At 61.6% G+C, this 24746-nt stretch carries 12 protein-coding genes; 10 read left to right on the forward strand and 2 right to left on the reverse strand.

Annotated elements, in window-relative coordinates; all coding sequences use genetic code 11:
* Window positions 1-316 precede the first annotated feature (316 nt).
* Genes rtxH through rtxA form a run of 3 tightly spaced genes read left to right on the forward strand, consistent with a single transcriptional unit; the run spans window position 317 to window position 15718 of the window.
* Window positions 317-670 carry a protein RtxH gene (gene rtxH / locus BN1129_RS18795; RefSeq protein WP_456497083.1) on the forward strand — a complete coding sequence of 118 codons (354 nt, stop codon included), beginning with the start codon at window positions 317-319 and terminating at the stop codon, window positions 668-670.
* A 19-nt stretch (window positions 671-689) separates the two neighbouring features.
* Window positions 690-1151 carry an RTX toxin-activating lysine-acyltransferase RtxC gene (rtxC, locus tag BN1129_RS22815; protein WP_084204700.1) on the forward strand — a complete coding sequence of 154 codons (462 nt, stop codon included), beginning with the start codon at window positions 690-692 and terminating at the stop codon, window positions 1149-1151.
* A 17-nt stretch (window positions 1152-1168) separates the two neighbouring features.
* Complete coding sequence (gene rtxA / locus BN1129_RS18805; protein WP_042038614.1) at window positions 1169-15718, forward strand: MARTX multifunctional-autoprocessing repeats-in-toxin holotoxin RtxA; 14550 nt, start codon at window positions 1169-1171, stop codon at window positions 15716-15718.
* A gap of 335 nt (window positions 15719-16053) precedes the next feature.
* Here rtxA and rimO read toward each other — a convergent pair whose 3' ends face one another.
* Window positions 16054-17382, reverse strand: a complete 1329-nt coding sequence (gene rimO / locus BN1129_RS18810) for a 30S ribosomal protein S12 methylthiotransferase RimO (RefSeq protein WP_042038615.1) — start codon at window positions 17380-17382, stop codon at window positions 16054-16056.
* Window positions 17383-17666: 284 nt separating this feature from the next.
* Between rimO and BN1129_RS18815 the strand changes: the two genes are divergently transcribed.
* Window positions 17667-18758: an HD domain-containing phosphohydrolase gene (locus BN1129_RS18815; protein ID WP_042038617.1), complete on the forward strand. Its 1092-nt coding sequence runs from the start codon at window positions 17667-17669 to the stop codon at window positions 18756-18758.
* Between the two features lie 96 nt (window positions 18759-18854).
* On the opposite strand, the gene BN1129_RS18820 is transcribed toward BN1129_RS18815, so the two are convergent.
* Window positions 18855-19133 carry a DUF134 domain-containing protein gene (locus BN1129_RS18820; RefSeq protein WP_042038618.1) on the reverse strand — a complete coding sequence of 93 codons (279 nt, stop codon included), beginning with the start codon at window positions 19131-19133 and terminating at the stop codon, window positions 18855-18857.
* Window positions 19134-19352: 219 nt separating this feature from the next.
* On the opposite strand from BN1129_RS18820, the gene BN1129_RS18825 reads away from it, so the two are divergent.
* The 6 genes from BN1129_RS18825 (at window position 19353) to befA (ending at window position 24589) form a co-directional block, all read left to right on the forward strand.
* Window positions 19353-19721 (forward strand): ArsR/SmtB family transcription factor, encoded by a 369-nt coding sequence (locus BN1129_RS18825; RefSeq protein ID WP_042038619.1) that lies wholly within the window; start codon window positions 19353-19355, stop codon window positions 19719-19721.
* Window positions 19722-19725: 4 nt separating this feature from the next.
* Window positions 19726-20094, forward strand: coding sequence for an arsenite efflux transporter metallochaperone ArsD (arsD, locus tag BN1129_RS18830; protein WP_042038620.1), 369 nt, complete (start codon window positions 19726-19728; stop codon window positions 20092-20094).
* Between the two features lie 60 nt (window positions 20095-20154).
* Window positions 20155-21972, forward strand: coding sequence for an arsenical pump-driving ATPase (gene arsA, locus BN1129_RS18835; protein WP_042038621.1), 1818 nt, complete (start codon window positions 20155-20157; stop codon window positions 21970-21972).
* A gap of 98 nt (window positions 21973-22070) precedes the next feature.
* Window positions 22071-23135, forward strand: a complete 1065-nt coding sequence (gene arsB / locus BN1129_RS18840; RefSeq protein WP_042038622.1) for an ACR3 family arsenite efflux transporter — start codon at window positions 22071-22073, stop codon at window positions 23133-23135.
* A gap of 61 nt (window positions 23136-23196) precedes the next feature.
* A complete protein-coding gene (gene arsC, locus BN1129_RS18845; RefSeq protein WP_042038623.1) occupies window positions 23197-23622 on the forward strand; it encodes a glutaredoxin-dependent arsenate reductase in 426 nt (141 codons plus the stop codon).
* Between the two features lie 181 nt (window positions 23623-23803).
* Window positions 23804-24589: a beta cell expansion factor BefA gene (gene befA / locus BN1129_RS18850; RefSeq protein WP_042038624.1), complete on the forward strand. Its 786-nt coding sequence runs from the start codon at window positions 23804-23806 to the stop codon at window positions 24587-24589.
* Window positions 24590-24746 lie beyond the last annotated feature (157 nt).

Here is a 24746-nt window from a genome sequence, read left to right on the forward strand (position 1 = left end):
ATATGGGGTAAGGTGGCCTGTTGCAGGCAGGGCGCGCATACTAACGAGTCATTTTTTCACTGTCAAATATTATCTTGACTGATAGCCTGCATGATAAAAATGGCCGCACCCACTCAGCTAATAACTTATTACATAATACCAAGACATTAACCTTAATGATTGAGTTGATATTTGTGTTGACATTTTAATTCTGTTTTCAGGTCATTGTTTAATTGAACCTGAGAATGATTTCAAATATGGTAAATATAGTGAAAAGCAAAATGTTAACCTCATGTTATTTTACATGGGGACATTCTTTTCTTTTTTTTTTGTCGTTATGTTTATTGATAATGGAATTTATATGACAGAGCAGTTTGTACAGACAGTATCCAGCGTCAACTATAACAAGGGGATCTTCTCGCTCTATTTCGTCGGACAAGATCCGCTGAAGATGGCGCAAGGTGTCATGGCTGAAAGCGACAACGAGCTGATGCTGAAACAGACGGTCCATATGCCTGCAGCTGGCTTTATGTATATGGTTTCAATGATAAAAAATATGCTTGAAGATCCGCGTATGGCCGCCGAGTTTGACAATTTGATCGCCGCAGGCCTGATCCCGTCAGCCCCCGCTGACGAGCCGCAAGCCGCACCGGCTGCCACAGCACAGGCCGCGCCGCGCAAGAAAAAATAATGTTCCGGTTGGGGATCCAATGAGCTTGGTATTGCAATCAACGGAACCGAACTGGCAACAAAATCAACATATGTTGGGGGGAGTTATACTGCTGAGTCAGCACTCCTCCCTGCACCGGCGTTATTCCGTCGCCGAGTGGCAGCAGCGAATATTGCCTGCCTTTGAATTGAACCAGTTCAGCTATTATGAAGACGCACAAGGACGCCCGGTTGCATTTTGCAACTGGGCGTTTGTCTCTTTATCCATTCGTGACACCTTGCTGGCCGCCGAGCGGGAGCTGATCCGTGAGGATTGGCAATCCGGCAACCATATTTTTATTCCAGAGATGATAGCGCCTTACGGACATGCCCGTGCCGTGGTGAGCGATCTGCGTCGCCGGATATTTTTGCCATGGAAAGGGCAGCGGGTCTGTACCGTGCGTGGTCATGTTCATGCCGAACGTGGTCATTGTGTGCGCAGGGTGCAGTGGTTTTCCATTTAATCATAATGAGTTAATACATGGGACAGAGTGTATGGAGAAGTATTGAGTACTTCTTTACCGGTAATTACACGGCAGATGATGGCAATAATGACATCGATGCCGTTGGCTTTGGCGGCGTCATCCGTGCCTATGGCGGTGACGATACGATCAAAATCGGCTCTATTGGCGCCACCGTCTATACCGGCACGGGGAATGACAGCGTGTACGGCGGCGCCGCCTACCTCAAGGTGGTCGACGAATCCGGCAATCTGACCGTCAAGGGGGCAGCGGGCTATGCGGACATCAGCAAGTCCGAGTCGGGCAATATCCATTTTGCCGGTGCCAGCGGCGGCACCAACATTGATCACCAGGGGCGCGAGGGCGACATCCGCTATCAGGGGGCGGCCTTTGCCAACTTCCTGACCCGCAAGGGGATCAGTGGCAACGTGAGTTTTGAGGGGGCCGGCGGTTACAACAAGCTCTGGCACCAGACAGACAGGGGCGATGTGACCTTCAGCGGTGCCGGGGCGGCCAACCAGATAGATCGTACCTGGCACAGCCAGTATCAGGGATCGCGCGGCAACATCAGCTTCCATGGCGCCGGCGCGGCCAATATCATCAGCTCCCAGGTGGAATCCGGCAACCTATCCCTGAACGGGGCCGGGGCCTACAACAAGGTGTTTCGCAAGGGACGCGAGGGAGATGTCATCTTCAACGGCGCCGGCGGCTGGAACGAGATCTCCCGTCTGCGCCATGAGCATGATACCTATCTGCAGACCCGTGGCGACATCCGTTTCATCGGCGGTGGGGGTTACAACCGGCTGCTGTCCGATGTCGCCGAGGGTAACATTCACTTCAAGGGGGCCGGGGGATGCAACCACCTCTCCCGCCAGGGGGCGGGCAGCGACAGCTCTCCTTTTGCCGGCGCCCGCGCTGACGAGATTGTGCTGACCACGGCCACCATGGGCGGCAGCTGGATCAACCAGTCCCACGCCGTCACGGCCATCAAGTCCAGCCTGCAACCCAATACCTACCTGTTTGCCTTCTTCGACGGCATGTATACCAAGGTCAACCGGATCACGCTCTCCAATGAGGGCGAGCACGGTGCCCTGCGCTATCTCTCCACCTCCTGGTACAAGGAGGGTAACCAGCTCGAAGGGCTTGCCAGCCAGCAGATTGACGATCACCACGGCTTCATCTCGACCCAAACCGATGGCGCCTACCGGCTGAGCGATCTGGTGTTTGAGCGGCGCCAGCGCATCAAGCTGGATGCGGTGGAAGCGGATCTGACCGAAAACAGCTGGATCAACTACGGCGGTGGCGTGAACGTGGCGGCCGCCGACGTGACGCTCTCCAGCGCCAAGATGAGTGGCTACGCCATTTTTGAAGATGGCACCAAGGTCGATGTGAGCGCGATCACATCCCAAGTGCAGGCCAACACCTATGTGTTTGCCAAGCAGCTTGGCCCCTACACCAAGATAGTGGTGGTGGAGCTTGCCAATGACCAGGAGACAGGGGCGCTCAAGTATCTGTCCAAGGCCTGGTACAAGGAGGGAAACCATCTGGCAGGGTTGGCCAATCAGGTCATCTCTGAGCGCACCGGCTTTACCTCCATGGGCAAGGGGAGCTACTCCCTGAGCGAGGTGCACTATCAACTCGATACTGTGACTGCGGTATCGGATCGTCTGCCTGCCACCCGGGAGTTCTCCAGCCAGCTGTTGCTGCCCCGTCAGCAAGACGGCGGCAACAGCAAGGGGGACATCTTCTTCGACGGTGCCGGTGCCGGCAACCTCATCGAGTCCGACGTGACCGAGGGCAACATCCACTTCAATGGCGCCGGGGCGGCCAACGTGCTGATCAAACGCGGTCAGCGTGGCGATCTGGTGTTCCGTGGTGCCGGCCTTGCCAACGTACTGGTGCATCAGGGTGCGCAGGGGAAGATGGATGTCTATGCCGCCGGTGCGGCCAACGTGCTGGTACGCAGCGGGGACGGGGAGTACCTGGCCCGCCTGCTGGCCTATGGCAACATCTCGGTGCAGCAGGGACGTGGCGACAGCCAGGTCGTGATGCTGGGCGGCTACAACACCCACACCCAGCTCGGCGATGGCAATGGTCTCTGGCTGGCCGGCGGTGGGGCAAACGTGCTGACCCAGGTCGGTGAGGGGCAGCTTGATGCCATGCTGGTCGGCGGCGCCAACGTGCTGACCAAGCTGGGTGCTGGCCAGCTGACCGCCGGACTGTTGGGGGGCGCCAATGTGCTGACCCACATCAGCCAGGGGGACGAGGCAGCCGATACCCGCGCCGTGTTGCTGGGGGGCGCCAACGTGCTCACCAAGCAGGGCAACGGCAAGGTGCAGGCCATTCTGGGGGGCGGCGTGAATGTGCTGACCCAGATTGGCCGGGGTGATACCCAGGCGCTGCTGCTGGGGGCCGCCAACGTGCTGACCCGGGTCGGTGACGGCGATCTCTCTGCTGTGATGCTGGGGGCGGGCAACGTGCTGACCCATGTCGGCGATGGCGTAACCCTGGGGGTCATGGGGGCCGCTGGCAACCTGTTCACCAAGGTGGGCGACGGCACGGCCATTGCCGCCATGATAGGCGCGGGCAACCTGTTTACCCAGATAGGCAAAGGCGACGCCTGGGCACTGATGGGCGGGGTGGCCAACGTCTTCACCAAGGTGGGGGATGGCAATGCCCTGGCGCTGATGGTGGCCAAGGCCAACGTCTTCACCCATGTCGGTGACGGCCTGACCGTCGCCCTGATGCTGGCCCAGGGCAACCTGGCGACCAAGGTGGGCAACGGCATGACGCTGGCCGCCATGGTGGGCAATGCCAATGTCTTCACCCATGTCGGCCGGGGCGAGACCTTTGCTGCCATGTTGGGGCAGGCGAACCTGATGACCAAGGTGGGGGATGGCCTGACCGCCGCGCTGATGATTGGCAAGGCCAACGTCTACAGCCACATCGGCAACGGCACCAGCCTGGGGCTGTTCGCCGGTGAGCTGAACGTGATGACCAAAGTGGGCGATGGCACCACCCTGGCGGCCCTGTTTGGCAAGGCCAACATAGTGACCCATGTGGGCAGCGGTCTGACCGGGGTACTGGCGCTGGGCAAGGCGAACATCATCACCAAGGTCGGGGGTGACTTCCTCGGCGTCCTCGCCAAGGCCGATGCCAACGTGTTGACCCACGTGGGCAATGGCACCACGGCCGCCGTGTTGTGGGGCAAGGGCAATCTGCTGACCAAGATTGGTGACGGCACCACTGTGGGCCTGCTCATCTCCGAGGTGGGCAATGTCATGACCCATGTCGGCGCTGGCAGCACCATAGGCCTGGCCAAGGGCCGGGCAAACTTGATCACCAAGGTGGGTGACGGCCTGGTGGTGCAGGGGGCCTGGGGGGAGGCGAACCTGCTGACCCAGGTCGGTGACGGTGACCGTTACAGCTTCGCCAAGGGCCACGCCAACGTGCTGACCAAGGTCGGCGATGGCCGCGAGCTGGCGGTGCTGCAAGGGGAAGCCAACCTGGTCACCCAGGTTGGCGACGGTGACAGTTACACCGGTGCCTGGGGCCGCGCCAACATCATCACCAAGGTGGGGGATGGCCGTCAGGTCGTGCTGGCCAAGGGGGAGGCGAACATAGTCACCCAGGTGGGGGACGGCGAGAGCTATCAGGCGCTGCTCGGCAAGGCCAACGTCGTCACCCGGGTGGGCGACGGCATTCAGGTTACCCTCGCCAAGGGGGAGCTCAACCAGACCACCACAGTGGGGGATGGCCTGAGCGTCACCGCCGCCTACGGCAAGTTCAACAACAACATCAAGGTCGGCGATGGCAGCTCCATCAACCTGGCCTGGGGTGATTACAACCTCAACACCAAGGTGGGGGATGGGCTCAACGTCGCGGTCATGAAGGGCAAGGGTAATGCCAATGTCCAGATTGGCGACGGGCTCGACGTCACTGCGGCCTATGCCCGCCACAACGTGGCCATCAAGATAGGCAATGGCGACTTCTACAGCCTGGCCCTCGCCAGCAGCAACACCAGCAGCAACAAGCTCGGCACCCTGTTTGACAACATCAAGCAGACCCTGCTCGGTGCGGCAGGCAACCAGGCTATCAACTATCTGGTACAGGGCGATGAAGAGGGCCCGCTCAAGGCGCCACCAGCGGCCAGTTTGGGGGATGTACAGGCCCTGAGCGGCTTTGGTCTGGATGAGATTGGCGAGGTGAAATCCTCGCTGGCGAGCGGCCTGACCGGCCAGGTGAGCCAGACTGGCGAGCGGGATGAGCAAGCCATGGACAAGGGGTTGCAGCTCGATGAGCAAGGCCTGGCCAGAGGCGGCGAAAACCTCATCGTCAACGGCGATTTCGAACAGGGCGCCCACGGCTGGCAGCATGCCGGTGAGGGGATCGAAGCAGAGCATTCCGCCACCGCCTACGGGTTGGCTACCGAGGGGCACGGCGCTCGCGTCAGCGAACTCTCTACCGACCGAAACACCCAAATTTCCCAGGATCTTGTCGGCCTAAAGGCGGGCGAGACTGTCACTCTGAACTTCGATTTTGCCCGTCGGGCCAACATCTCGCTGCAGCACGGCATCGAGGTGCTGTGGAACGGCGAGCGGGTGTTTGCCAGCACGGGCGACGCCGACAGCTGGCAGAACAAACAGTTGACCCTGACTGCTCGCGCGGGCAGCAATACCCTGGCGTTTAGCGGCACGGGGGAAAACAACGGCTTTGGCTACCTGCTCGACAACGTGGTCGCCACGGCGGCTGGCAAGGCCGAGATCGGCCAGGTTAGCGCGCAGCTGGTGGAAGATGGCAACGCTGCCCGGGCCCAAGCCGATCGGGCGAGTGCCGATGCCGACAAACAGCGGCTGGAGCAGGAGAAAGCGCAGCAGCTCGCTGCCATCTCGGGCGCTCAGGCCCAGTTGGACGCCACCGACGAGGGCAAGCTGGCAACGAATGGTCAGGCGCAGCGTACCGCCATCGAGGCAGAAGCGCGCGACATCACGGCCCAGCTCGACACCCTGGCCCGTCAGTTTGAACCGCTCAAGCAGCCCGAAGCGGCCACCATCCCGTCCGGCCAGCACTGGCGCCATGGTTTTGCCGACCGCTTGCTAACCGATCTACAAGGCGACCTGGAAAAGGCCAGTGGCACGGCAGGTGAGGCGATCGCGGATGCCAGATCCCGCCGTGAGCAGCAGAGCCAGCAGGTCGATGCCGCCCTGGCCCAGTCCAAATCTGGCCAGCAGCGCAGCGAGCAGTTGCAGGGCGAGGCCCGGGCGCAGGGGCAAAGCCGGACCGAGCAGGCCGAGCAGCGTCGTCTCGATGCCCTGACCCGCGATGCCGATGCCCGGCAGCGGCAGCAAGAGGGCGAGTCGAGCGCCAGCAAGGCGCAGGCCGCAGGCGAGCAGGCGAGCAGCCAGGCCAGTCAGCAGGCAACACAAGCCAGGCAGAATGCGGCAAGCCTGAAACAAAGCTGCGACAAGCCGAGCCATCAGGAAGTGAATAACGGCCAGAGTCCGATTGCGGCACCCCGTCTGCCGCAGGCCGGTGAGCTTGATGTGCCGAATGCCACCGGCTTGTCGACCGATGCTTCCGCCAGCGCCCAGCCATCGGCCATCGATGCCGCCAATGGCGTGAGTGAACAGGAGCAATCCGCGCTCGATGGCGCCTTGGCTGCCGTCAATCGCCTCCAGATCAATGCCGGGCTTCGGGCTCATGGCACGCCCGCCATCACCCTGCCCGGCATGGTCGGTGAGCGCGAGGCGGACACCACTACTGTGCCGGCGAGCCATGCGTCTTCGCGCCGCAGCGCCGAGTTGGGCCTGTCCGGGGTCTCCCTGGCCGGGCTGGGGAGCCCGGTGCGAGGCCCGGCCGTGGCTGTCCCCGAGACCGCCGGTTTTGCCTTCGAGCTGCTCAAGCGCGAAGACAACGACTTCATCGACTCCACCCGTCGCCAGCTGGGCAAGCTCTCGACCGACTTGCCAAGCGAGCGACTCAAGGCGGTACGCGAGGCCGTGGTACGGGTGCAGCAACAGCCATCGGAGGCGAATCTGGGGCTGTTGGAGCAAAGCCTGTCCCAGTGGCAGGCTCGTGACCCCAAAGAGTTTGCCCAGCGCGGTGAGCTGGTGACGGCGCTGCGCTTCGAGGTTGCCTCCTTGCAGAGCCACACCTTCGCCTTCAGGGCCAAGGCTGCCGGTGTGTATGGTCTGGCACTGCCGCCGGAGCAGACAGCCCGCTTTGAACATCAGCTGCTGTTCGACGGCATAGGCCGGATCACCGGCGCTGTGGGGGAGTTGAGTGCCACCGACATCGCCCGGGTGACCGAGCTCAGCATTCGTCCGCTCACCGACACCAACTCCAACGCCGAGCGGCAGGCGCCCCGTACCGAACATGACAGTCTGATCGCGTTTGCCCATCAGCTGGGTCAGTTCGACACGCCGCAAACCCGCTTGCTGGCCGACGAGGTCAAGGCGATCTGGTTCTCTGGCGAGGTGAATGGTCCTCGCACCATTGCCTTGTTTGAGACCGCCAGCAAGACGCTGGGCGATCAGCCGCAGCTGCAGGTACTGGCACAAGCCTTGCTGGCCGATGCGAACAAGAGCAAAACGACCGGCCAGTACATAGACAACCTGTTTGGCCGTCGTTTCGACTCTGAGATTGCCCATGCGCTGGTGACCTCACCGTCGCAGGCGGCGATCGATACCTCTGCGCAACTGGGCGCCAGGCTGGTGAAGGAGTTTGGCGACTGGATCCAGACACTGCAGCTGGACGAGGCCACCCAGAGCCAGCGCATCGACAAGAAGATGGCGGCATTCGCCGAGGCCATCAAGAAGGAGACCCGTCCCTGGTTCAGCCGGGTGCCCAGCCTGACCGATTTTCTGGCCGAGCCGAATCTGGCCACCTTCAAGCAGATGATGACCCGGGTCGACAACGGCTTCGATGTCATCAAGGTGCCCTTCCTGGCGGTGAAGATGGCCACCCATCCCGAGCTCGGCATGGACATGGCCGACTGGAAGAGAGAGGGGGATCACTTCTATAGCAACGTCATTACCAAGGCGCGCTCGACCAGCACCGAGATCGCCTCTGCCAAGGACGGTTTGCTGCAAGTCGACTTGCCGGATCGCACCACCAGTGACTACGGCACGGGTCTGCACTACCAGCCTGCCGGGGAAAAGTACGACGACTTCCTGAGCGGGCGCAGCGTGGCCGATGGCCGCATACTGACGCCGGGCAAAGAGACCACCTTCGAGCGCAACGCGCTGGACAAAGGCTTGCCCGTGGTGACCGGGGCCTCCGGTTCCACCAACATCATGGTGCACCTGAACAACTACCTGGCGGCGAAAGAGCCGGGCTACTCCCCGAGTCAGGCCTACCTCAACACCCTTGCTTTTCTGGTATTCGATGGCGGCCACTCGGTGAACGAGAGTCTGGCGGTCTATCAGGCGTTGCAGGCGAGCGGGGATGCGCTCAAGCAGGTGCTGGAGAGCTACACCGCCAACTACCGGGATCTGGTGATGCTGGCGGGGGATGCCGGCAAGGCGGCGGTGCAGGATGCCCTCGATCGTGCCTTTGGCCGCACCCTCGATTTTTATCAGCAACACGCCCACTCGGCGCAGCTGGCTGAGCTGGCTGAGCTGGCCGCACTCGGGTCGCCGCGCAAGGTCACTGCCCCGGTCGAGGTGGTTGAACCCGCATCATCCGGCAAGCCCGTCTCTATGGAGAGCGACGGCTCGGCACCGGTAGACAGGCAGTCACTCAACCCTCTGACCCGGTTTCTCAATGACAACCTGTATGGCACTCGGGATGAGCGACGTCAGGTGGATGAGATGACCCGGCAGTTGCTCGACCATGCGGTGAGCAAGGGGGAGGCTGCACAAGTGACCCTCCAAGGGGAGGCTGGCCGTCTGTCGGGTTATCTGCACAAGGGCGCCTCTCGTGACGGTCAGGGGCAGAAAAACCAGCCTGGCGCCAGTCCCGAGGTGGTGCTGTTCCTGCACGGCTCGGGCTCTTCTGCCGAGGAGCAGGCCGATGCCGTTCGCAGTCATTACCAGAAGCAGGGCATCGACATGCTGGCAGTCAACCTGCGCGGCTACGGGGCCAGCGATGGCGGCCCCAGCGAACAGGGGGTCTATCAGGATGCCCGCACCATGTTCCGCTATCTGGTGGAAGAGCGGGGTGTGGCACCGGACAAGATCCTGATCCACGGCTACTCCATGGGCGGCCCCATCGCCGCCGATCTGGCCCGTTATGCCGCCGAGCAGGGCAAGCCGGTGGGGGGGCTCTTGCTCGATCGCCCCATGCCCAGCATGAGCAAGGCGATCAGGGCCCATGAGCTGCCCAATCCGGGCGGTCTGGTCGGGGCGATCGCCAAGGCGGTCAACGGGCGCTTCTCGGTTGAGAAAAACCTCGACGGCCTGCCCAAGAGCACGCCCATCATGCTGCTGACCGACAACGAAGGGCTTGGTAGCGAGGGTGAAAAACTGCGGGCCAAGCTGGCCGTGGCCGGGTATCAGGTTAGCGGTGAGCAGACCTTCTATGGACATCTGGCCAGCAACCGGCTGATGGGCCAGTACGCCGAGCAGATAGTCGGCGATCTGTTCAACCGCAGTCAGTCAGAGGCGGGTGCCGAGGCGTCGCTCAAGGGCATCGATGGCATCAAGCGCGATCTCAAGCGCTACCAGGAGGCGCTCGCCCCGCAAGTGGGCAGCAACGGCGTGGCCAAGGACATACGTACCACCAAGGCGTTCCTCGCGGGTTACCAGCAGGGGCTGGCTGGCAAGGTGGTTGACGGCTTCCAGCCCGACATGAGCATGACCCAGCTGGTCGATCTGTTCACTCAGCCGACCCTGACGCCACAGCAGCAGGGGGCGCTCGCCTGGGAGATCGAGAACCGGGCGCTCAAGAGCACCATCAAGCCCAAGGTTGAACAGTTCAACCGCCTGTTCCGTGACGTGGCCTCGCAAGGGGGCGCAGATCCGCTGGCAAGGGAGCACCTGGCTCCCCAGTTGCTGCTGCTGAACCTGGCGGATGACGGCTTCGGCGGTCGCTGCGATCCCCTCTCCAAGCTGGTGCTGGTCGCCAAGCAGCTGGAGAGCGAGGGGCAGCCGGATCTGGCGCGGCGCATGATGGAGAAGCTCTACTCTGCGGCCGCCGTCATCAACAATCCGGATCGCTACTCGGCCGCCGAGCTGGACAACGCCCGCAAGCTGGTGGGCAGTCTGGCAGAGATCCACAACAACACGCCTGCGTCCTACAACTACGACAGCCTGCGCAGCATCAAGTACGACATCGTCAAGGATAAGTGGGAAGGCAAGAGTGCCATCTCGCTCGATAGTGTGCTCGGCAAGCTGACCGCCAAAGGGAATGCCGCCCCCGTGCTGCTGGAGCTGGATGCGCCGGGCCACGCCATGGCCGCCTGGTCCAAGCAGGGTGAGTCGGGCCGGGTCTACGGTTTCTACGATCCCAATGTGGGCATAGTCGAGTTCTCCTCCGCCGAGAAATTCAGTCGTTACATGACCCGCTTCTTTGGCAAGGAGGGGCTCGACATGGCGAAGGGCTACCACCTGACGCCGGGAGCGGATGGCAAGCCGCTGTTCTCCCGGGTGACCGAGATGAACGGGGATGCGCTTGCCCGCTTCAAGCCGTCGAAGGATCTTGCCAACAAGATCACGCTGCAGGAGATCCTGCAGTTGCCGGTGTTTGATGAGAGCCCGATGACGGGGCAGCCGGGCAAAGGGGTGAAGCAAGAGCGGGCAACCAGCCTGTTTACCGACGTCTACAGCCCGGATGAGTTGAAAAAAGCCGCCCAGGTGTTTGCCAAGCCGATTGGCGAATCTTATCAGGGGATCCTGGATCAGCTCACCGTGTTGCACAGTGCGACCGGGCAGGCGCAGGTGGAGGCTGCATTGCGGTTGAACAACCTGATCGACGGCTATCTGGCCAGGCACGAGAGCTCTGGCAGAAACCCGGCGCTGAGCCAGTTGCAGAGCCAGCTCAACGACGGTCTCTATCGCGGTGAGCTGGCGTCACTGCAAGCCGATGTCGCGGCACTGGCCAAGCGTCGCCCCGATCTGGCGGCCCTTGTCATCGGCAAGGCTGCCGAGGAGGCGAATGGCAAACATCCGGGTCTCACCCAGATGTTGCTGCGCTGGGCGGCAGAAGATCCCTATCTGGCGGTCAAGGGGGGATACCAGGGGCAGGCGCCTGCGGATCTGCCGTTTGATGCCAGCTTCCATGTCGTGCTCGGCGAGCAGTATGACGAGCTGAAGAAGTGGCTGGCAGACGCCCAGTCGAAGGGGCTGCTGAGCAAGGCCGTGCTGGACGAGACCGGCAAGGTGCTGCATCTGGGCTACTCCTATCAGGAGTTGCAGGACATGACGGGGGATCAGTCTGCCCAGATGACTGTCTACTTCATCAAGGAGGCAGCCAAGCAGGCTGCGCCCGGCTCCGAGCTCTCTGCCGAGATGATCATGCTGGACCAGTTTGCCGACCGCCGCTATCTCGGCGAGCTGGAGTCACGCCGCCTCGAGCAGGTTGAGAATATCTATCACAGCAGCAAGCAGACCGATGTGGCGGCCTGGGATGCCCGCTATGCCGGGAATGCCCTGCGGGATCTGCACGATCAGGTGGCACAGGAGAGCACGCTGGCGGGGCAGCTGTCACGCCTGCTGGAGAACCGTAACGGCCTGCTGATCGGGGAAACCCATGGCAGTGACGTGAATGGTTTGCGCTTCGTCAACGAGCAGATGGATGCCCTCAAGGCGCAGGGGGTGACCGTTATCGGTCTGGAGCACCTGCGCGGTGAGCTGGCACAGCCGCTGATCGACCGCTATCTGGCGGGGGGAGAGATGTCCCCCGAGCTGGCAACCATGCTGAAAACCAAGCATCTGGATCTCTCCCTGTTCGAGCGAGCGCGTGAGAAAGGGCTGAGGATTGTGGCGCTGGACGATGGCAGCACGGCAAGACCCGCGATTGCCGGGACTGAGCACGGCCTCATGTATCGCGCCGGGGCGGCCAACAACGTCGCAGTCGACGTGTTGGGCAAGTTGCCGGCTGGCGAGAAGTTCGTCGCCATCTACGGCAGCGCGCACCTGGCTTCCCACAAGGGGATCGAAGGCTTTGTGCCCGGTATTACCCACCGTCTGGGGCTGCCCGCCCTGAAGGTGGATGCGGATAACCGCTTGCACCTGCAGGAGGATGACACCCGCCAGCGGGTCGAGTACGGCGATGTCGCCAGGAAATGGACGCCTTTGGCGGGCCTGGACGGTGTGGATCAGCCGGTACGCAACCAGCAGGTTACCCAGTGGCAGCAGCCTGAGGTGACACCGGTCCGCCAGGGGGGGGAGACCCGCTTCGATGGCCAGATCATCATCCAGACCGAAGATGATCCGGTTGCCGCCAAAGCGGCGGCCAGTCTGGCGGGCAAGCACCCCGACCACAGCGTGGTGATGCAGTTGGATGCGGATGGCAACTATCGGCTGGTGTATGGCGATCCTGCGCAGCTGGCTGGCAATATTCGCTGGCAGGTGGTGGGTCACGGTCGCGACGGTGACGAGCAGAACAACAGCCGACTCAGTGGCTACAGTGCCGATGAGCTGGCCGGGCGTCTGCGCCGGTTTGGCGATCGCCTGCAAGAGGCGGGGGTGGCGAGCAAGCCGAGCTACGTCAGTCTGGTGGGTTGCTCCCTGGTGAGCGACGATCAGCAGACCGGCTTTGCGAGTCGCTTCATCAAGGCATTGAAAAATGAGGGGATCAACGCCCAGGTATCGGCCCGCAGCAGTGAGGTGGCGGTCGATCTGGCTGGTCGCAAGCACACCCGTGGTGAAGATGATGTCTGGGCCCGCAAGGTGGCTGGCAACAAGGTGGTGCTGACCCTTAACGAAGCCGGCGAGCCTGTGGTGCACACCGAGCTGGTGCGCGGCGGCGTGGCCGAAGGGGATATCGATCTGGCCAAGGTGGGCCGGGGTGACGGCGAGCGCCGCGCCCGTGGTGCCATCGCCGACAACGACGAAACCTTCGTCGCCCCCGAAAAACAGCATCAGTCCGAGCCTGCTGCGGAAAGGACCGACAATGCCGTCAGCTACTCCGGCAATATTCAGGTCAATGTGGGGGATGGCGAGTTCACCGCCATCAACTGGGGCACCAGCAACCTGGGTGTCAAAGTGGGTACGGGGGGCATGAAGTCGCTGGCCTTCGGCGACAACAACGTCATGGTGCACATCGGGGATGGCGACAGCAAACACAGCCTGGACATTGCCGGTTACCGGGCTCTGGAGGGGGCCCAGCTGTTCGTGGGTCAACGCAACGTCAGCTTCAACCTGGGGCGCAGCAACGATCTCATCGTGATGCTGGAGAAATCCATCCCCACGCCGCCCATGGTCAACCCCTTTGGCGGGGCGGCCCGCATCGCCGGTGCCCTGCAGCAGATTGCCGGTGATGGCTCCCAGCCGGACTGGGTTGTCAGCCAGTGGGAGCAGTGGACCCTGGCCGGGGCTGACAAGTTCGTGGCGGACATGGCCGGGCTGGATCAGACCAGCAGCGTCAAGTACGGCTCGCTCACTGCGCTCGATAGCGACCATGAGCGCAGCAGTCGCGGCCTCAAGAGCGATCTGGAGGCGACCCTCAACAAGGCGTTCAACAAGCGCATTTCTGGCGGTGGTCAGGGCGAACAGGGACCTCTGAGCCGGGCGGACAAGCTGCGCCAGGCCAACGAGAAGCTGGCGTTCAACTTCGCAGTTGCCGGGCAGGGGGCCGATATCCAGGTCACCACGGGCAACTGGAACTTTGTGTTTGGTGACAATATCCAGGCGATTCTGGACACCAACCTGGGCTCCCTGTTCGGGATCCTGACCCAGGAGTTCACGTCGACCGGGCAGGCCAAGACCACCTTTACCTTCACTCCGACCGATCTGCCGCGCCAGTTGCAAAACCGGCTGCTGGGCCGACTGGCCGGGGTCGGTGCCGACACCACGCTGGCGGATATTTTCGGGGTGGATTACAACGCCCGGGGCCAGCTGGTGGCGCGCGATGGCGCGGCCATCGATGCGCCTGCGCTATTGCAGGAGATGCTGGGGGTCATCGCCGAATTTGGTGGTGATCAGCTCAAGAGCCTGACCGATCCTGCCAAGTGGCTCGACAGCCTCAAGGCCGGGCTGGATATGGGGACAGATGCCCTCGGCGACTTTGCCCGCACCCACGGCTTGCAGGCGTCGGCGCCCGAGGAGGCCAAACCCGGTGAGGTGACGGTGCAGCAAGGGGAGGGCCAAGCCAAGGCCGCTACCCAGCCGGCCGCCACACAGGAGAAGGCGTTCGGTTTCAATGCCCTGAACCTGCCGAACCTGTTTGCAACCTTGTTCAACGGCGACAAGCAGGCGGAGATCAAGGCGCTGGCCAGCAACCTCAAGCAGAACCTGACGGCGGACTTGCTCAACATGGAGGAGCAGACCTTCGACTTCCTGCGCAGCAGTGGTCACCTGCAGGGGGATGGCGACATGCACGTCTCCCTTGGCAACTACAACTTCAACTGGGGGGGAGACGGCAAGGATCTGGGGGCCTACCTCGGCGACAACAACAACTTCTGGGGTGGGCGCGGGGACGATGTCTTCTATGCCACCGGTACCTCCAATATCTTCACCGGCGGTGCCGGTCAGGACACAGGCATCATGATGGGACGGGAGAACATGATGTTTGGCGGGCAGGGTGACGATGTCGCCGTGCTGGCTGGCCGTGTCAACCGCGCCTTCATGGGCGATGGCAACGATCAGGTCTTTATCTTCGGTGAAGAGGGGATAGTGGAAGGGGGCGCAGGCCAGGACTATCTGGTCACCTCCGGTAACTACAACCAGATCGATGCCGGTGCGGATCAGGACTTTGCGGTGACCATAGGCCATCACAACCAGATCCGGCTGGGTGAGGGGGATGACGTTGCCATTGTGTTTGGCAACCACAACCGCCTGCTGGCGGAGCATGGCAACAATCAGGTCAAGCTGATGGGTTATCACGCCACCATCCGGGGTGGTGACGGCCGGGATCGACTGATCGCCGACCGGGTCGCCAAGTTCAGTCAGCTCGATGGCGGCGACGGCGATGATCTGCTGGTGCTGGGCGGTTATCAGAACCGCTTCAGTGGCGGCACCGGCGTTGACAGCTTCGTGTTCAGTGGCGAGGTGATAGAAAACCTGGTGCAGGACATCGGCAAGGAGGATTTCATCGTCTTTAACGACGTCAGCTGGCGGGATCTCTGGTTCAAGCGCAGCGGCTACGATTTGCAACTGCTGGTCAACCGTCACACCGACGGGGCGAGCGAGCAGGGCAAGTTCGAGCAACTGGGCTGCGCCACCTTCAGCAACTACTTCGCTGACAACCGGGCCCAGCTGGTCATAGGCCTTGGCGAACAGCAGGCAGAGGGCGAGCGCGCCTACACGGCGCTCTCGCACCATGCGGTCGACAGCCTGATCCAGGCCATGAGCAGCTTCGCGCCCGAAGCGGGCGACATGGGACTGATCAATCGCCTCGACAGCCAGGCCAACAGCCTGGTGCAGTCTGCCTGGGGGGATGTGATACAGGGTCGGGCGCGCGTCGCCTGAGCGACCTGAAGCTAATCCAATGACATGCAAAACCTGCTCTTCGGAGCAGGTTTTTTTATGGGAAAACAGTGGGAGTGAGCCGCCTTGCCGGTGAATAGGTGGGGGCTGCCGAGCTCAAGAACCATGAAATGGCGATATTTCCCGAGTACGAATATTGGTTAGGTGGGGTATATGTCGTTGAAAAAGCGCGCGGGCAGGGTGACGCCAGGCGCAGCAGTTTGCGCCCCGGTTCAGCGCGCATAACCATTTCGTGCGATCAATAAAAAAGCCAGTCAGGGTCACTGACTGGCTTTTTAGCGACGCTTGCCGGGCAGGCGCCGTCACCGACTGCGGGCTTAGCCTACCAGGCTGGCCCACAGGTCGTATTCGTCCGCTTCATCGATGCGAACCTTGACCAGATCGCCGGGTTTGAGGCCGGTTTCACCGTTGAGGTAGACCAGACCGTCGATCTCGGGGGCATCGGCGGCGGAGCGACCGGTGGCACCCTCTTCGTCCACCTCGTCGATCAACACCAGCATCTCTTTGCCAACCTTGCGGGCCAGCTTGCGGATGGAGACCTGCTGTTGCAGCTCCATGAAACGCTGGAAGCGCTCTTCCTGAACCTCTTCCGGTACCGGATCCGGCAGCTCGTTGGCTTTGGCGCCTTCGACCGGGCTGTATTTGAAGCAGCCGACCCTGTCCAGCTCCGCCTTGTCGATGAAGTCCAGCAGCATCTGGAACTCTTCTTCGGTCTCGCCGGGGAAGCCGACGATGAAGGTGGAGCGCAGGGTGATCTCGGGGCATATCTCGCGCCACTTCTGGATCCGCTCCAGGGTGCGCTCGACAGTACCGGGGCGCTTCATCAGTTTCAGGATGCGCGGGCTGGCGTGTTGCAGCGGGATGTCGAGGTAGGGCAGCACCTTGCCATCGCGCATCAGCGGGATGACGTCATCCACGTGCGGGTAGGGGTAGACGTAGTGCAGGCGTACCCAGATGTCGAGCTTGGCCAGCTCTTCGCACAGGGCCACCATGCTGGTCTTGACCGGCATGCCGTCGTAGAAACCGGTGCGGTGCTTCACATCGACGCCGTAGGCGGAGGTGTCCTGGGAGATCACCAGTATCTCTTTGACGCCCGCCTCTTTCAGGCGCTTGGCTTCGGCCAGCACGTCGCCAATGGGGCGGCTCACCAGATCCCCGCGCATGGAGGGGATGATGCAGAAGGTGCAGCGGTGGTTGCAGCCTTCGGAAATCTTCAGATAGGCGTAGTGGCGCGGGGTCAGCTTGACGCCGTGGGCCGGCACCAGACTGGTGAAGGGGTTGTGAGTGGGCTTCTCCACATATTTGTGGACGTGACCCAACACCTCTTCGTAGGCGTGGGGGCCGGTGATCTCGAGCACCTTGGGGTGGATTTCGCGGATCTGGTTCTCTTTGGCGCCGAGGCAACCGGTGACGATTACCTTGCCGTTCTCGGCCAGTGCTTCGCCGATCGCTTCCAGCGACTCTTGCACCGCGCTGTCGATAAAGCCGCAGGTGTTGACGACGACCAGCTCGGCATCGTCATAGCTGGGCACCACGTCGTACCCTTCGGTACGCAGCTGGGTCAGGATGCGTTCTGAATCGACCAGGTTTTTGGGGCAACCCAAGGAGACGAATCCTACTTTGGGGGCCTGTTTTGTGTTGGACATCGCTCAATCACTCTTAGGTGGCTCTTCTTTTAGGGCGCGGATTTTACCGGAATGGTTAACCAAAAACTATACAGCCAGCACGGCAGAACCGAACAATATCTCTGGCGGGGCAAGATTGCCTGGGGGTGACCTCAGTCACGACGCCACTTTGGGGGGATCTCTCTGGGGCAGAGCGAACTGTCTACCCGATCACATTTTGTTGAGTTTTCAGTTAACAAGATGGGAGCTGATTGGTGGGTTTCATTATACTCCCATCAGGCAGGCTCACCAGCAGGGAGAACGGGATGGATAGCTCATTTGGCGAGAGAATGCAGAATGTGCACGCCACGCTCAGGCAACGTTTTGACAAGGTGAGCCGGGTGGCCATCGCTATCTATGACCAGCACACGGATCGGCTCAAGACCTTTGCCCACAGCACCGAGGGGAGATCCCCCCTGATGCAGTACGAGGTCAAGTTGAGCGAGGTGCCCTCTCTGCGCTATCTGGCCGAACATCAGCAACCCAGGGTACTCGACAGCCTTGACTCTCTGCTGGGCTCGAGCTCGGAGCACAGCCGCAAACTGCTGGAAGCGGGGTATGCCTCCAGCTATACCGAGCCGCTGCTGTTTAACAGCAGGCTGTTTGGCTTTCTGTTTTGCGATGCGATGGAGCCGGGTTACTTCAACGAGCCCATTCGCAGCGAGCTGTCAGCCTATGCCCAGGTGCTGTCGGCCATCATGGCGGTGGAATTTTTCTCCATTCAGACCCTTGGCGGTGCGCTGATTACGGCGCGGGAGTTCAGCCGCTATCGGGATGAGGAGACCGCCAACCATCTGCACCGGATGTCGGCCTACTCCCGGCTGATCGCCAAGACGTTGGCCCCCACCTGCGGCCTGAGCGACGAGGAGGTGGAGTTTATCTATCTCTTCTCCGGGCTGCATGACATCGGCAAGATTGCGGTGCCGGACGCCATCCTGCTCAAGCCGGGCCAGCTGACGCCGGAAGAGTTCGAGATCATGAAGACTCACCCCGGCAAGGGGCGGGAGATGATCAGCCTGATGATCAACGAGTTTGGCCTCGATGGCATTCACCACACCGATATGCTGACCAATATCATCGCCAGCCATCACGAGCGCTTTGATGGCACGGGCTATCCGCAAGGGCTGGCGGGGGAGGCCATCCCGCTGGAGGCGCGCATCGTGACGGTGGCCGATGTGTTCGATGCGCTGACCAGCGAGCGCCCCTACAAGCAGCCCTGGCCGTTCGAGACGGCGTTTGCCTATCTGGAGGCGCATGCCGGCAGCCAGTTCGATCCCGCCTGTGTCGAGGCGGCGCTTCGCAACAAGGAGGCGTTTCGCGTCATCCATCAGCAGTATCAGGATCTCGCCACCCAATAGAATGTGGCCATTGCGCCCCCCCTCGCTCAAGCCTGTTATCCGCCCTATCCGCAAGCCATGCCGGTCACGGCACTCCTCACCTGCCTGGGCAGGGGATCAGTAGCAGCTGTGACGTGGGCTTTCCTCCTTGCCCTGGCTCAGACAGTCCACACAGTAGCGAGCTTTTTTCAGTATGTTGGCCTGGGTCTGACGGGAGATGTTCATTACCCCGGCGCCCTGTTGCTGCATGCCTTCCAGATCCACCAACTGCAGCGCCTCAAACTCGTCGGCGGTCAGGGTTACCTGTTCCAGCTGGTGCATGGAGCGGCCATTGGGTTTGAAGCCGTTGTGGGCGGGGTGGCCACCGAACTGGCGGGCAATTTGGGGTCTGGGCATGGGGGATCCTGATTGGCATATGGCAAGTTAAGGGAAGATGTGACTCGGGTACATGATCGGTGGATCTGAACGAGAAGCACAAACAGCGCCAGCGTATCCCCTGATGTCAGGAGGCATGGTGAAAGGGGGAGTTCATCCGTCGATCCAGGCTTGTAACTTGATCATTTCAATGTTTCTTGTATAGTTGAAATTATGAATCTGAGAGCGAAGGTGAACAGCATGAACAAAGAGACGGCCACCAAGGTGTTTGAATCGCTCGCCTCCGGCATTCGGCTGGATGTGTGGCGGTTGCTGGTCAAGGCGGGGCTGGATGGGCGGGTCGCAGGCGAACTGGCCAGCGAGCTCAATATCGCCCCCAATACCCTCTCGTTTCACCTCAAGGCCATGCTCAATGCCGGCCTGTTGTCGGTGGTGCAAGAGGGGCGTTTTTTGCGCTACCGCGCCAACATTCCCCTGATGCTGGATCTGATCGGTTATCTCACCGAGGAGTGCTGCGCCGGTCACCCCGAGGCGTGCGGCGTGATGCGCGCCGAGTCCACCTGTTCCCCCCATGTTCTGCCTGCGCAGCCCTGCTGCAACAAGGAGTAATGCCATGTCAGCCATTCAGGTTTTTGATCCCGCTCTCTGCTGCTCCAGCGGTGTCTGCGGCACCGAGGTCGATCAGGCATTGGTCACCTTTGCCGCCGACGTGGCTTGGGCCAAGGAGCAGGGGGTTGCCATCGAGCGCTTCAATCTGGCCCAGCAACCCATGCAGTTTGCCGAGACCCCGGCCGTTAGCGCCTTTCTGACTCATGCCGGGGAGGAGGGATTGCCGCTGGTGCTGGTAGAGGGGCAGGTGGTGTTGACCGGCCGTTATCCGAGCCGCCGCGAGCTGGCCCGCTATGGGGGTCTGCCCGTGCCGCAGGCGGCGATCAAGGGGATCGTCAAGGGTGATTGCTGCTCCGGCAGCGGTTGCTGCTGATCCTCTGAGTCAACCCAGATCCCCCAGCCGGGCTAGCCACTCTGTCGACAGGAGTTCGTCATGTTTCAGTTTCTGACCGATCCGCCCCCCTTTTTCTTTTTCACCGGCAAGGGCGGGGTGGGCAAGACCTCGCTGGCCTGCGCCAGTGCGGTGGCCCTCTGTGATGCCGGCAAGCGGGTGCTGCTGGTGAGTACCGATCCCGCCTCCAACGTGGGGCAGGTGTTTGCCACCGAGATTGGCAATCGCGTCACCGCCATCGCCGCTGTGCCCGGCTTGTCGGCGCTGGAGATAGATCCCCCTGCGGCGGCCAAGGCTTATCGGGAGCGGATCGTCGGGCCGGTGCGGGGCAAGTTGCCCGAGAGCGTGGTGCGCAGCATAGAAGAGCAGCTCTCCGGCGCTTGCACCACTGAAATTGCCGCCTTTGACGAGTTCACCGCCCTGCTCACTGACCAGGGGCTGCGCTCGGAATATGATCATATCGTGTTCGATACCGCCCCCACCGGCCACACCATCCGGTTGCTGCAACTGCCGGGGGCCTGGAGCGAATTTCTCGAGCAGGGCAAGGGGGATGCCTCCTGCCTTGGTCCGCTGGCGGGGCTGGCTAAGCAGCGCAGCCAGTATGCCGAGGCGGTTGCCGCATTGGCAGACGGGAAACAGACCCGACTGGTTTTGGTGGCCCGCGCCCAACACTCAACCCTGCGCGAAGTGGCCCGCACTCACGAGGAGCTGGCCGCCATCGGTTTGTTAAACCAGCAGTTGGTGATCAATGGCCTCTTTCCCGAGGACGCCATTGCCGGTGACTCGCTCGCCTTGGCCCTCTGGCAGCGTGAGCAACAGGCCCTTGCCCAGATGCCGCAGGGGATCAAGGGGCTGGCGCAGGATCATATCCCGTTGCTGGCTACCAATCTGGTGGGGGTCGAGAGCCTGCGCCAACTGCTGCAACCAGCGGCGATGGCCGAGCTATCCCCTGTTGCATCATCCTGTATCCAGCATGAGCAGCCTGAGCTGGGGTCGCTGGGGTCGCTGGTGGACGAGCTGGCCGCCGATGGCCACGGCCTTATCATGCTGATGGGCAAGGGCGGGGTGGGCAAGACCACGCTGGCGGCCGCCGTGGCGGTGGAGCTGGCCAGCCGCGGCCTGCCGGTGCACCTCACCACCTCGGATCCTGCCGCGCACCTGAGCGAGACTCTGGCAGGCGCCTTGTCCCATCTTGAGGTGAGCCGCATCGACCCCCACGCCGAGACCGGGCGTTACCGCGCCCAGGTGCTGGCTACCAAGGGGGCCGCGCTGGACGAGCAGGGGCGGGCACTGCTGGAGGAGGACTTACGCTCCCCCTGCACCGAGGAGATCGCCGTGTTTCAGGCCTTCTCGCGCATCATCCGCGAGGCGGGCAAGCGCTTCGTGGTGATGGATACCGCCCCCACCGGCCACACCCTGCTGCTGCTCGACGCCACCGGCGCCTACCACAGGGAGATAGCTCGTCAGATGGGCGGCAAGGGGATGCACTTCACCACGCCCATGATGCAGTTGCAGGACCCCAAGCAGACCAAGGTGCTGATCGTTACCCTGCCCGAGCCCACGCCAGTGCAGGAGGCGGCAACTCTGCAGGCCGATCTGCGCCGCGCCGGCATCGAGCCCTGGGGCTGGCTTATCAACCACAGCTTGCAGCAAGCTGCGGTCAGCTCGCCGTTGCTGCAACTGCGGGCCGAGCGTCAGTTGCCCCATATCGAGGCGGTCGAGCAGCAGCATGCCAGCCGCTACGCCGTGGTGCCGCTGCTCGCCGAGGAGCCGGTGGGGCCGGACGCGCTGCGCCGCCTCTGCCAGCACCATGAATTGCCGCCCCGGCCCGCTGTCGGGGCGGCTTGGCTATGCCGTTAACTTGTTATGAATCCGTGTTTTTAACCTTTTTTTAACCTTGTTTTGAACCTTTGTTGAACAAATTGGAGATGCGGGATTGCGCCGCATCGGGAGCTGTGATGTCTGCAATATGTGATGCCAAGGCAGTGCCTGCCATCGGCTTTTTTGAACGTTATCTGACCGCCTGGGTCGCCCTCTGCATTGTGGTGGGGATTGGCCTCGGGCAGGGGTTGCCGGATCTGTTCAAGGCGATCGGTGCCATGGAGCTCGCCAAGGTCAACTTGCCGGTGGGGCTGCTTATCTGGGTGATGATCATCCCCATGCTGCTCAAGATCGACTTTGGCGCCCTGCATCAGGTGAAGGGCCATATGAAGGGAATTGGCGTCACCCTCTTTATCAACTGGCTGGTCAAGCCCTTCTCCATGGCCTTCCTCGGCTGGCTTTTTATCCGCGTGCTGTTTGCCGACTGGCTGCCGGCGGATCAGCTTGACAGCTACGTGGCGGGGCTGATCCTGCTGGCGGCGGCCCCTTGCACCGCCATGGTGTTTGTCTGGAGTCGCCTCACCAACGGCGATCCTTACTTCACCCTGTCGCAGGTGGCGGTGAACGACCTCATCATGGTGTTTGCTTTCGCGCCGCTGGTGGCGCTGCTGCTCGGGGTCTCCAGCATAGTCGTGCCATGGGATACCCTGCTTACCTCTGTGGTGCTCTATATCGTCATTCCGGTCATCATTGCCCAGCTGCTGCGCAAGGCGTTGCTGCGAAAGGGGCAGGCCAGTTTCGATGGTGTCATGACCCGTATCCAACCCTGGTCGGTGGCGGCCCTTTTGCTCACCCTGGTGCTGCTGTTCGCCTTTCAGGGCAACGCCATCATAGAGCAGCCGCTGGTTATCGCTCTGTTGGCGGTACCGATCCTGATCCAGGTGCTGTTCAACTCGGGATTGGCTTACTGGCTCAACCGCAAGGTGGGGGAGAAGCACTCGGTTGCCGGCCCCTCTGCCCTGATCGGTGCCTCCAACTTCTTCGAGCTGGCGGTGGCCGCCGCCATCAGCCTGTTCGGCTTTCACTCTGGCGCCGCGCTCGCCACCGTGGTCGGCGTGCTGATCGAGGTGCCTGTCATGCTGCTGGTGGTGCGCGTCGTCAACGCCAGCAAACCCTGGTACGAGGCGGGGCTGAGCCGTTAACTGATGGCCGCTAACTGATGCTATCCATTTTCTATTCACTTGATTAATGAGAGACACGCAAATGAGTGCAATCACCATCTATCACAACCCGGAATGTGGCACCTCTCGCAACACCCTGGAGCTCATTCGCAACAGCGGCGTGGAGCCCACGGTTATCCACTATCTGGAGACGCCCCCCTCCCGCGAGCAGCTGGTGACGCTGATCGCCGCCATGGGCATGCCGGTGCGCGAGCTGCTGCGCAAGAACGTGCCCCCCTACGAGGCGCTCGGGCTGGCGGAAGATCGCGTCAGCGATGAATCGCTTATCGATGCCATGCTGGTCCATCCGATCCTTATCAACCGTCCCATCGTCGTGACGCCCCTTGGCACCAAATTGTGCCGTCCGTCGGAAGTGGTGCTCGATATTCTGCCCTCCCGGCAACAAGGGGCCTTCGCCAAGGAGGATGGCGAGCAGGTGGTGGATGAAAGTGGCAAGCGCCTCAAGTAGTACCCGCGCTCAGGCGTAGCGCAGACATGATAATGACCACGAGGGCGCCTGGCGCCCTCGTGCACAGGTGCAGCAGCCAGGGCCGCGTCACTCGTTGACCGCGCCGTGAGCACCGCCTTATCCGGCGTCATCCAAATCTGCTACTGTGACTATCGACTCATCACAGAGGGTAGATAACAGCATGAAAATTCGATTCCTGGTGATTGCAACGACGCTGGCACTGGCGTCGACCCCCGGTCTGGCCGATTGGGCGAAGCTGAAGGCTGCCGCCTCCGATCTTGGTACCGCGGTGAGCGAAACAGGCAAGGAGGTGTGGCAGGATGTCAGTGACTTCTCCAAGAAGAGCTGGGCCTCCATCTCGGCCTGGGGGGAGGAGGCGTTCAATACTGCCGGAGTCTGGACCGACAAGAGCATAGCGACCGGCAAGGAGTGGCTGAAGGTCGCTGACAAGAAGCTTGACGAGATGTTGAATCCCAAGACGGCGCAAGAGGCAAGGGTGGCGCTCAATACCATGGCCGATACTGCGCTGGTGCGACTGTTCAACGAGCAGCCCTCAGCCAAGTTGTTGTTTGACAAGGCCTATGGCTATGCGGTGTTCGATTCGCGCAAATTCTCCCTGATGCTCCATACCAACCAGGGGGCTGGCGTCGCGGTCAATCGTAACAGTGGCGAATACACCTATATGAAGATGTTTGGCGCGGGGCTCGCGGCCGGGATCGGGGGTAAGTTCTATCAGCAGGTGATCCTGTTTGAAGACAAGGCCAGATTCGATGCCTTCGTGACCCAGGGCTGGGAAGCCACCTCGGAAGTGGGCGTGGTGGCAGGCAAAGAGAGCGCCGAGCTGACCGCCAAATACAACGGTGGCATGGCCATCTACCAGATCGGCGAGAAGGGCTTGCTGCTCGATGCCAACATCTCGGGATCCAAATACTGGATAGATGAGGAGCTGACGGAAAAGAGCCGGTAACGGTGTCGTTATCGGCTGATCACAGCAGGTAATGGCGTTGCCATCATCTGTCTATCAAGGTTCGCATGGCGGGAACGGTGCCAGGGTGAACGCCTCAATAGGGTTGAAACCTTTGCCCTGACTGGTACCCAATAAAAAAAGAGGGAGGCATCATGCC

Source organism: Aeromonas popoffii, from assembly GCF_000820025.1.
GTDB lineage: Bacteria > Pseudomonadota > Gammaproteobacteria > Enterobacterales > Aeromonadaceae > Aeromonas > Aeromonas popoffii.